This is a genomic window from Kitasatospora sp. NPDC058406 (assembly GCF_042722765.1).
Lineage (GTDB): Bacteria > Actinomycetota > Actinomycetes > Streptomycetales > Streptomycetaceae > Kitasatospora.
Window position 1 is genome coordinate 1 of record NZ_JBHXKE010000295.1, and the last position, 9,951, is coordinate 9,951.

Sequence of the window (9,951 nt, forward strand, 5' to 3'; positions counted from 1 at the left end):
GCGAGGGCCTGTTCGCACTGGTTCATCTTCTCGGCGAAGACGGGTGCGGTGTCGAGGAGTTCGACGGCCATGCCGGCCCACTGCGAGCCCTGCCCCGGGAAGACGAAGACCCGACGGCCGCCGGCGTCCGCGACGCCCCGCACGAGGTGCTGGTCCTGGCCGCCGGCGGCCAGCGCCGCCAGCGCGCCCGCCCGGTCGCCGCCAAGCAGCACCGCCCGGTGTTCGAAGGCACCCCGCCCGGTCGCCAGCGAGTGGCCGACGTCCACCGGATCGCCACCGGTGGCGCGCAGCTGCCCGCCGAGCCGGCCGGCCAGCGCGGCCAGCGCCTCCGCGCTCCTGGCCGACACCGGCCAGGGCAGTTCGGCGGGTGCGCGCTCCCGCGGCGGGGCGACGGCCTCCTCGGGGGCCTGCTCCAGGACGGCGTGCGCGTTGGTGCCGCTGAAACCGAACGACGAGACGGCGATCCGGCGCGGGCGCCCGTCCTCGGTCTCCCACGGGCGCGCCTCGGTCAGCAGCTCGACCGCGCCCGCCGACCAGTCGACGTGCGGGGTCCGCTCGTCCGCGTGCAGGGTCCTGGGCAGGACGGCGTGACGCAGCGCCAGCACGCTCTTGATCACCCCGGCGACGCCCGAGGCGGCCTGGGTGTGGCCGATGTTGGACTTCAGCGAACCCAGCCACAGCGGCCGGTCCCCGGGCCGCTCCCGCCCGTAGGTCGCCAGCAGCGCGTCCGCCTCGATCGGGTCGCCCAGCGTGGTGCCGGTGCCGTGCGCCTCCACCGCGTCCACCTCGGCGGCCGACAGCCCGGAGTTCGCCAGCGCCTGACGGATCACCCGCTGCTGGGCCAGCCCGTTGGGCGCCGACAGGCCGTTGCTGGCACCGTCCTGGTTGACCGCCGAACCGCGCAGCACCGCGAGCACCGGGTGGCCGTTGCGGCGCGCGTCGGAGAGCCGCTCCAGCAGCACCACGCCCACGCCCTCGGCCAGACCCATGCCGTCCGCGCTCGCACCGAAGGCCTTGCAGCGCCCGTCGGCGGCCAGCCCGCGCTGGCGCGAGAAACCGACGAACACGCCCGGGGTGGCCATCACGGCCACGCCGCCGGCCAGCGCCAGCGAGCAGTCGCCGCTGCGCAGCCCCTGCGCCGCCAGGTGCAGGGCGACCAGCGAGGAGGAGCACGCGGTGTCGACGGTGATCGCCGGACCCTCCAGGCCCAGCGTGTACGAGACCCGCCCGGAGACGACGGAGGCCGCGGCCCCCGCCACCAGGTGGCCCTCGGTGCCCTCCGGCGCGCCGGCGGCCGCGATCGAGGTGTAGTCCTGGTAGTTGACGCCGACGAAGACCCCGGTCCGGCTCTCCCGCAGCCCGGCCGGATCGAGACCGGCCCGCTCCAGCGCCTCCCAGGAGCTCTCCAGCAGCAGCCGCTGCTGCGGGTCCATGGCGACCGCCTCGCGCGGGCTGATCCCGAAGAACGCCGGATCGAAGTCGCCCGCGTCGTACAGGAAGCCGCCCTCCTTGACGTACGAGTGGCCGGCCCGGTCCGGGTCCGGGTCGTACAGGTCGGCGGGCCAGCCGCGGTCGGTGGGCAGCGCGCCGATCGCCTCGCCGCCGTCCAGCAGCAGCTGCCACAGCTTCTCCGGCTCGTCGATCCCGCCGGGGAAGCGGCAGCTCATCGAGACGATGGCGATCGGTTCGTCCGGGTCGCCCGCGGTGCCGGCCGACGCGGGCTCCGGCCGCGCCCGGTCGAGCAGCAGTTCGCCGCGCAGCGCGGTGGCCAGGGCCTGTGCCGAGGAGTGGTCGAAGACCACGGTGGTGCGCAGCCGCAGGCCGGTGGCCGCGTTCAGGCGGTTGCGCAGCTCGACGGCGATCAGCGAGTCGAAGCCCAGCTCGCGGAAGGCGCGGGTGGGCGTGACGGCGTCCACCGAGTCGTGCCCGAGCACGTCGGCGGCGTGCCGGCGGACCAGCTCCAGCAGGATCCGGTCCACCTCGGCGTCGGACTGCCCGCGCAGGGCGCGGCGCAGCGCGGCGCCCGCCTCGCCGTCCTCGCCCCGCTCGGCCTCGGCCGCCTCCGCCAGCGCCCTGACCTCGGGGATCTCGGCGATCAGCGGGCTGGGCCGCACCGAGGTGAAGACCGGCACGAACCGCGCCCAGTCGACATCGGCGACCAGGACGGTCGTCTCGTCGTCGTCCAGCACCCGTTGCAGGCCCGCGAGCGCGAGCCGGGGGTCCAGGAACGGGATGCCCCGCTCCATCAGCTGGCGCTCCAGCTCGGTGGTGGCCAGCCCGCCGCCGGCCGCGCTCCAGATGCCCCAGACGATCGAGGTGGCCGCCAGGCCCCGGCCGCGCCGGTGCTCGGCCAGCGCGTCCAGGTAGGCGTTGGCCGCCGCGTAGGCGCCGTGGTCCGCGCTGCCCCACGCGCCGGAGACCGAGGAGAACAGCACGAAGGCGTCCAGCTCGGTGTCCCGGAAGATCTCGTCGAGGTGGGCCGCGCCCAGGGCCTTGGCCTCCAGGGTGGCCGCCAGTTCCTGGGGCCCGAGCTCCCGGACGGTGCCGAGCTGCACGGCGGCGGCGGTGTGCAGTACGGCGCGCACCGGGTCGCCGGCCGTGGCCAGCCCGTCCACCAGCGCGCGCAGCGCGGTGAGGTCGGCCAGGTCGCAGGCGGCCAGGGTGACCCGGCAGCCCAGCACGCCCAGCTCGCGGGCCAGCTCGGCGGCGCCGGGTGCCCGTTCGCCGCGCCGGCTGACCAGCACCAGGTGCTCGGCGCCGGTCCGGGCCAGCTGCCGGGCCACCTGGGCGCCCAGGCCGCCGGTGCCGCCGGTGATCAGCACGGTGCCGCTCGGGCGCCAGTCGCGCCGGGCCGTGGCCTGGGCGGCCCGCACCAGCCGGCGGGCGAACACCCCGTCCGGGCGCAGCGCCACCTGGTCCTCGGCGCCGTCGCCCGCCAGCAGCGCGAGCAGCCGCCCGAGCGCCTGCTCGTCGTCCCGCGTCCGCTCGTCGGCCGCCGCCCGCGCGTCGTCCCGTGCCGACGGCCCGTCGAGGGGCGGCAGGTCCACGAGGCCGCCCCAGAGCGCCGGGTGCTCCAGCGCCACCACCCGGCCCAGGCCCCAGACCTGGGCCCGCAGCGGGTGGCTCGGCCGCTCGCTTCCGCCGGTGGCGACCGCGCCCCGGGTCAGGCACCACAGCGGTGCCCCGGCGTCCAGCTCCAGCAGGGCCTGCACCAGCGTGGTGGTCGCCGCCAGACCGGCCGGGAGCGCGGGCAGTCCGGGCACCGCCCGGTCGTCCAGCCCGAGCAGGCTGACCACCCCGGTCGGCCGGGGGCGGCCCTCCAGCGCCGCGCGCAGCCGCTCGGCCAGCGTGTCCCGGTCGACCGAGGGATCGTCGACGAAGACCGGGAGCACCTCGGCGCCGGCCGCGGTCAGCAGGGCGGCCAGCCGCTCGCCCACCGGGTCCGCGTCGGGCGCCCCGGCGCCGCTGACCAGCAGCCAGGTGCCCTGCGGCGCGGTGGCCGCGGGCTCGGGCAGGCGGCGCCAGGCGAGCCGGTAGCGCCAGCCGTCCAGCACGGTCCGGTCGTGGCGGTGGCGCCGCCAGCCGGCCAGCGGTGCCAGCACCTCGCGCCAGCCGTCCGCGCTCACGCCCAGCGTCGCCGCCACCGCGTCGGCGTCCTCGCGGTCCACGGCGGCCCAGAAGTCGGTGTCGGCCGGGTCGGCGGCCGCCACCGGCGAGGCCGAGGTGTCCAGCCAGAACGGGCGGTACTGGAACGCGTAGGTGGGCAGTTCCACCGGGCCGCCCGGGTGCGCGTCGAAGAGCGGCGAGAAGTCCACCGGCACGCCGTTCACCTGCGCCTGGGCCAGCGCGAACAGGAGCCGCGCGAGCCCGCCCTCGTCGCGGCGCAGCGTGCCGAGCACCACGGTGTCGGTGTGCCCGACGTCCTCCAGCACGTCCTGCATCGGCACGGCCAGCACCGGGTGCGGGCTGATCTCCACCAGCGCCGCGCCGTCGTGGCCGAGCGCCGAACGCAGGGCCGCGTCGAAGTCCACGGTCTCGCGCAGGTTGCGGAACCAGTAGCCGGCGTCCAACCGGGCGGCGTCCAGCCGCCCGCCGGTGACGGCGGAGTGGAACGGCACCCGGCCCTCCAGCGGCCGTACGTCGGCCAGCGCCGCCAACAGTTCCTCGCGCACGCTCTCCACGTGCGCCGAGTGGCTCGCCACGTCGACGGCCACCCGCCGGGTCCGGATCCCCTCGGCCTCGCACGCGGCCAGCAACTCGGCCAGCTCGGCCGGGTCGCCGGAGACCACCACCGAGGTCGGGCTGTTGACGGCGGCCACGGACAGCCGGCCCTCCCAGCGGCGCAGCCGCTCGCGCACCCGCGCGGCCGGCAGGTTCACCGTGGCCATCGCGCCGGTGCCGGACAGCGGCCGCTGGAGCCGGCTGCGCAGTGCGACGATCTTGGCGCCGTCCGCCAGACTCAGCGCGCCCGCCACCACGGCGGCGGCGATCTCCCCCTGGCTGTGGCCGACCACGGCGGCCGGTTCGACGCCGTACGAGCGCCACAGCGCGGCCAGCGACACCATCACCGCCCACAGCGTCGGCTGCACCACGTCGATCCGCTCCAGCGGCGGCGCGCCCGGCTCGTCGCGCAGCACCTCGACGAGCGACCAGCCCACGTGCGGTTCCAGGGCCTCGGCGCAGTCGGCCACCGAGCGGGCGAAGACCGGGGATTCGACGAGCAGCTCTCGGGCCATGCCCAGCCACTGCGAGCCCTGGCCGGGGAAGACGAACACCGTCCGGTCCCGCCCGTCGCCGAACGCGCGGGCGGACACCGCGCCCGGCGCGGAGGCGTCCTCGGCCAGGGCGGTCAGCCCGCGCAGCAGGTCGCCGGGCTCCGCGCCCACCACCGCCGCGCGGTGCTCGAAGGCCGACCGGGTGGTGGCCAGCGCGCGGCCGACGTCCACCGGACGCAGCTCGGGGCGGGCCGAGAGGTGCGCGGCCAGCCGGGCCGCCTGGGCCCGCAGCGCCTCCGGGCTCTGCCCGGAGACCAGCCACGGCACCGCCGCCGGCCGGCCGGCGGGCACGGCCTGCGCGGGCTCCGCCGCCGGGGCCTCCTCCAGCACCACGTGCGCGTTGGTGCCGCTCATCCCGAAGGAGGAGACGCCGGCCCGGCGCGGGCGCCCTTCCGGCCGCCAGTCCCGTGCCTCGGTCAGCAGCTCCACGTCCCCCGCCGACCAGTCGACGTGCGGGGTGGGCGCGTCCACGTGGAGGGTGCGCGGCAGCACCCCGTGCCGCATCGCCAGCACCATCTTGATCACGCCCGCCACACCGGCCGCGGCCTGGGTGTGGCCGATGTTGGACTTCAGCGAGCCCAGCCACAGCGGCCGGTCCGCCGGGCGCCCCTGCCCGTAGGTGGCCAGCAGCGAGTCCGCCTCGATCGGGTCGCCGAGCGTGGTGCCGGTGCCGTGCCCCTCGACCACGTCGACGTCGGCGCCGGACAGACCGGCGTCGGCCAGCGCGGCCTGGATGACCCGCTGCTGGGAGGGGCCGTTGGGGGCGGTCAGGCCGTTGCTGGCGCCGTCCTGGTTGATGGCCGAGCCGCGCAGCACGGCGAGCACCGGGTGGCCGTTGCGCCGCGCCTCGGAGAGCCGTTCGACCAGCAGTACGCCGACGCCCTCGCCCCAGCCGGTGCCGTCCGCGGCCGCCGCGAACGGCTTGCACCGGCCGTCCGCCGCCATCCCGCCCTGCCGGGCGATCTCCAGGAAGGCGCCGGGCAGGGCCATCACGTTGGCGCCGCCGACCAGCGCCAGCGAGCACTCGCCGGACCGCAGGGCCTGGGCGGCCAGGTGCAGGGCGACCAGCGAGGCCGAGCAGGCGGTGTCCACGCTCAGCGACGGGCCCTCCAGACCCATCGCGTACGAGACCCGGCCCGAGAGCACGCTGATCGCGTTGCCGGTCATCAGGAAGCCCTTGACGGCCTCCGGGGCGCTCTGCCCCAGCGTGCCGTACCCCTGGTCCACGGCGGTCACGTAGACGCCGGTGGAGCTCCCGCGCAGCGCGTGCGGGTCGATGCCGGCCCGCTCCACGGCCTCCCAGCAGGCGAGCAGCAGCAGCCGCTGCTGCGGGTCCATGGCGACCGCCTCGCGCGGGCTGATCCCGAAGAACGCCGGGTCGAAGCCGCCCGCGTCGTCCAGGAACGCGCCGCGCGCCGGGGAACCGCCGGCCGCGAGCGCGCCCAGGTCCCAGCCCCGGTCGCCGGGCAGGCCGGTCATCGCGTCCCGGTCGGCGGCCAGCAGCTCCCAGAGGTCCTCCGGGGTGCTCACCCCGCCGCCGAAGCGGCAGCTCATCGAGACGATGGCGATCGGCTCGTGGCTCTTGGCCTCGGCCTCGCGCAGCCGCTCCCGGGTCTGCTGGAGGTCGATGGTCACGCGGTTGAGGTAGTCGCGCAGCTTCTGGTCGCTCACGGGGTTTCCTGCACCTTCGTCTTGAGGAGGGGGGAGTCCTGCGCGGGGGCGTGTGCGCGCGCCGTCGGGCGCGGAGGCCTCACTGCCCCTCCAACTGCTGGTCGAGATAGGCGAAGATCTCGTCGTCGGTCGCGGCGACGATGGCGTCGGCGCTCGCTGCCCCGGCCGGCGGGCGCTCCGCGGTGCGCGCCAGCACCTCGCGCAGCCGGCGCGCCAGTTCCTCGCGGACCGGGGCCTCGGGGTCGAGCGTCGCGAGCATGGCCTCCCACTGCTCCAGACCGGCGAGCAGGGCGTCCGGGTCCGCGGCGGTCGCGGCGGGGGAGCGCTCGGCGGCCTTCGCCGCCAGCCGGCGGGCCAGCGCCTCCGGCGTCGGGTAGTCGAAGACCATGGCGGCCGGCAGCCGGACCCCGGTCGCGGTCACGAGGCGGTTGCGCAGCTCGACGCCGGTCAGCGAGTCGAAACCGATCTCCTTGAACGGGCGGGCCGGCCGGATCCGCTCCGGCGAGGAGTGCCCGAGGACGGCGGCGGCGTGACCGCGCACCAGGTCGAGCAGCAGCCGGTGCGACTCGGCGGCGCTCAGCGTCGCGAGCTGCTCCAGCAGACCGCTCGCGGCCTGCCCGCCCGGCCTGGCCACCGCGGCCCGCGGCCTGGAACGGCGGACCAGCCCGCTCCACAGCGACGGCCCGTCCGCGCGCAGCGCCGCCCGGTCGACCCGGGCCGCCAGCAGGTAGGGGTGCGGGCCGGCCAGCGCCAGGTCCAGCAGCGCCAGGCCCTCGGCGGAGGAGAGCGCGCCCACCCCGCCCCGGGCCATCCGGCGCAGCTCGGCGCCGCCGATCCGCTCGGTGAGCGCGCTGCGCTCCTCCCACAGGCCCCAGCCGACGGACAGCCCCGGCCGCCCCTCGGCCCCGCGCCGGACCGCCAGGCCGTCCAGGACGGCGTTCGCCGCCGCGTAGTTGGCCTGCCCGGGGGTGCCGAGCAGGCCGGCGCCGGAGGAGAACAGCACGAAGGCCGCCAGGTCCTCGTCGGCGGTCAGCTCGTGCAGCGCGATCGCCGCGTCCGCCTTGGGCCGCAGGACCCGGGACAACTGCTCGTCCGTCAGCGACTCGGCGAGCCCGTCGTCCAGCAGGCCGGCCGTGTGCACCACGGCCGTCAGCGGACGGTCCCCGGGCACGCCCGCCAGCAACCCGGCCAGCGCGCCGCGGTCCGCGACGTCGCAGGCCGCCACCGTGGCCCGCGCGCCCAGTTCGGCCAGTTCGGCCACCAGCGCCCCGGCGTCCTCGGCCTGCGGCCCGCGCCGGCTCGCCAGCAGCAGGTGGCGCACGCCGTGCCCGGTCACCAGGTGCCGGGCCACCAGGCGGCCCAGCGTGCCGGTGCCGCCGGTGATCAGCACCGTGCCCTCGGGGTCGAGCGGGGTGGGCAGCAGCAGCACGTTCTTGCCCACGTGCCGGGCCTGGCTCAGGTGCCGCAGGGCCTGCGGCGCCTCGCGGACGTCCCAGCAGGTCAGCGGCAGGGGGGTGAGCACGCCGCGGTCGAACAGCGCCAGGATCTCGGTCAGCATCTCGCCGATCCGCTCGGGGCCGGCCTCCATCAGGTCGAAGGCCCGGTAGCCGACCCCCGGATGGTCGGCCGCGATCCGCTCGGCCGACCGGATGTCGGTCTTGCCGAGCTCCAGGAACCGCCCGCCGCCCGGCAGCAGCCGCAGCGAGGCGTTCACGAACTCCCGCGCCAGGCAGTTCAGGACCACGTCCACCCCGCGTCCCAGCGTGGCCGCGAGGAACCGGTCGGCGAACTCCAGCGTGCGCGAGGAGGCCAGCCGTCCGTCCGGCAGACCGGCCTCGCGCAGCACCCCCCACTTGTGCTCGCTCGCCGTGCCGAAGACCTCGGCCCCGGCGTGCCGGGCCAGCTGGACGGCGGCCAGGCCCACTCCGCCGCTCGCCGCGTGGACCAGCACCGACTCCCCGTGGCGCAGGCCGCCGAGGTCGAACAGGCCGTAGTAGGCGGTCAGGTAGACGACCGGCACGGAGGCGGCCTGCGCGAACGACCAGCCGTCCGGGATCCGCGCCACCGTGCGCCGGTCCGCCACCGCCCGGGGGCCGAAGGCCGAGCCGAAGATCCCGAGCACCCGGTCACCCGGCGCCAGGTCGGTGACCTCGGCGCCGACCTCCAGCACCACGCCCGCGCCCTCGCTGCCCAGGCCCTGCTGGTCCGGGGTCAGTCCGAGGGTCACCGCGACGTCCCGGAAGTTCATGCCCGCCGCGCGGACCGCGATCCGCACCTCGCCGGCGCCCAGCGGCGCGGGCACGTACGGCAGCAGCGCCACGCCCTCCGGGGTGCCGTCACCGGTGGCCTCCAGCCGCCAGAGCGGCTCGCCCGGCGGGGGTGTCAGCAGCTCCGGGCGCGCCGCGGCGGCCAGCCTCGGCACCAGGAACTCCGAGCCGCGCAGGGCGAGCTGGTTCTCGCCCTCGGGCGGCAGCGAGCTCGGCAGGATGCCGGGGTGCTCGGTGTCGAGCAGGACGAAGCGGTCCGGGTGCTCGTTCTGCACACTGCGCAGCAGGCCCCAGACCGCCGCCTGGGCCAGGTCCACCGGCCGGTCGCCGGGGCGGGTGTGCACCGCGCCGACGGTGCGCAGCACCAGCCGGGAGTCGGCGAACCGCTCCGCGGCCAGCCAGTTCCGGACCAGCGCGAGGGCGCCTGCGACCGTGCGGTGCAGACGGGCCGCCGGATCGGGCCCGTCGGTGCTCCCGGTGGCGCCGGCACCGCCGTCCGTACCGCTGTCGTCCGTACCGCCGTCGTCCGCGCCGGTGCCGTCACCGGTCGGGCAGTCGGCGAACAGCACGGGCGGGACGGGCTCCTCCCCGCCGGTCGGGTCGAACGCGTCGAGCGGGACCCAGGAGCCGACCGGACCGCCGCCGACGGCCTGCCAGTCCAGCCGGAACAGCCGGTCCCCGTCGGCCGCCGGTGCGAACGCGCCGGCTCCCACCGGGCGCAGCACCAGCGAGTCCACCGTCAGGACCGGGCGGCCCGCCAGGTCGTACGCGTCGAGCCGCACCGCCTCCGGGCCGTCCGCCGACACGCGGACCCGCAGCGAGGTCGCGCCGCTCGCGTGGGCGCTCACCCCGGTCCAGCTGAACGGCAGCCGGGCCTGCCCGTCCTGACCGGTCAGCAGCGCGCTGGCCTGCAGCGCGGCGTCCAGCAGGGCCGGGTGCGCGGTGCAGCCGGTGGCGTCGGCGTGCTGGCGCGGGTCCAGCGCGATCTCCGCGAACACCTCGTCGTCGCGTCGCCAGGCGGCGGTCAGGCCCCGGAAGGCGGGGCCGTAGTCGTAGCCGGCCTCGGCGAACCGGTCGTAGAGGCCGTCCAGGTCCACCGCCTCGGCCCGCCGGGGCGGCCAGCCGACCAGGTCCGCCCCGGTGGCCGGTGGTGGGGTGGTGAGGGTGCCGGTGGCGTGGAGGGTCCAGGTGGTGGTGTGTTCGGGGCGGGAGGAGATGGTGAGGGTGCGGTGGTGGGT

The 9,951-nt window shown here is 77.2% G+C and carries 2 protein-coding genes; both read right to left on the minus strand.

What is annotated here, in order from left to right:
* Positions 1 to 6,446, minus strand: a 6,446-nt coding sequence (locus ACFWOG_RS36120; protein ID WP_380363602.1) for a type I polyketide synthase, incomplete at its 3' end; no start/stop codon positions are given.
* Positions 6,447 to 6,525: 79 nt separating this feature from the next.
* Positions 6,526 to 9,951 (minus strand): SDR family NAD(P)-dependent oxidoreductase (locus ACFWOG_RS36125; RefSeq protein ID WP_380363604.1); only part of this gene is annotated, 3,426 nt, incomplete at its 5' end.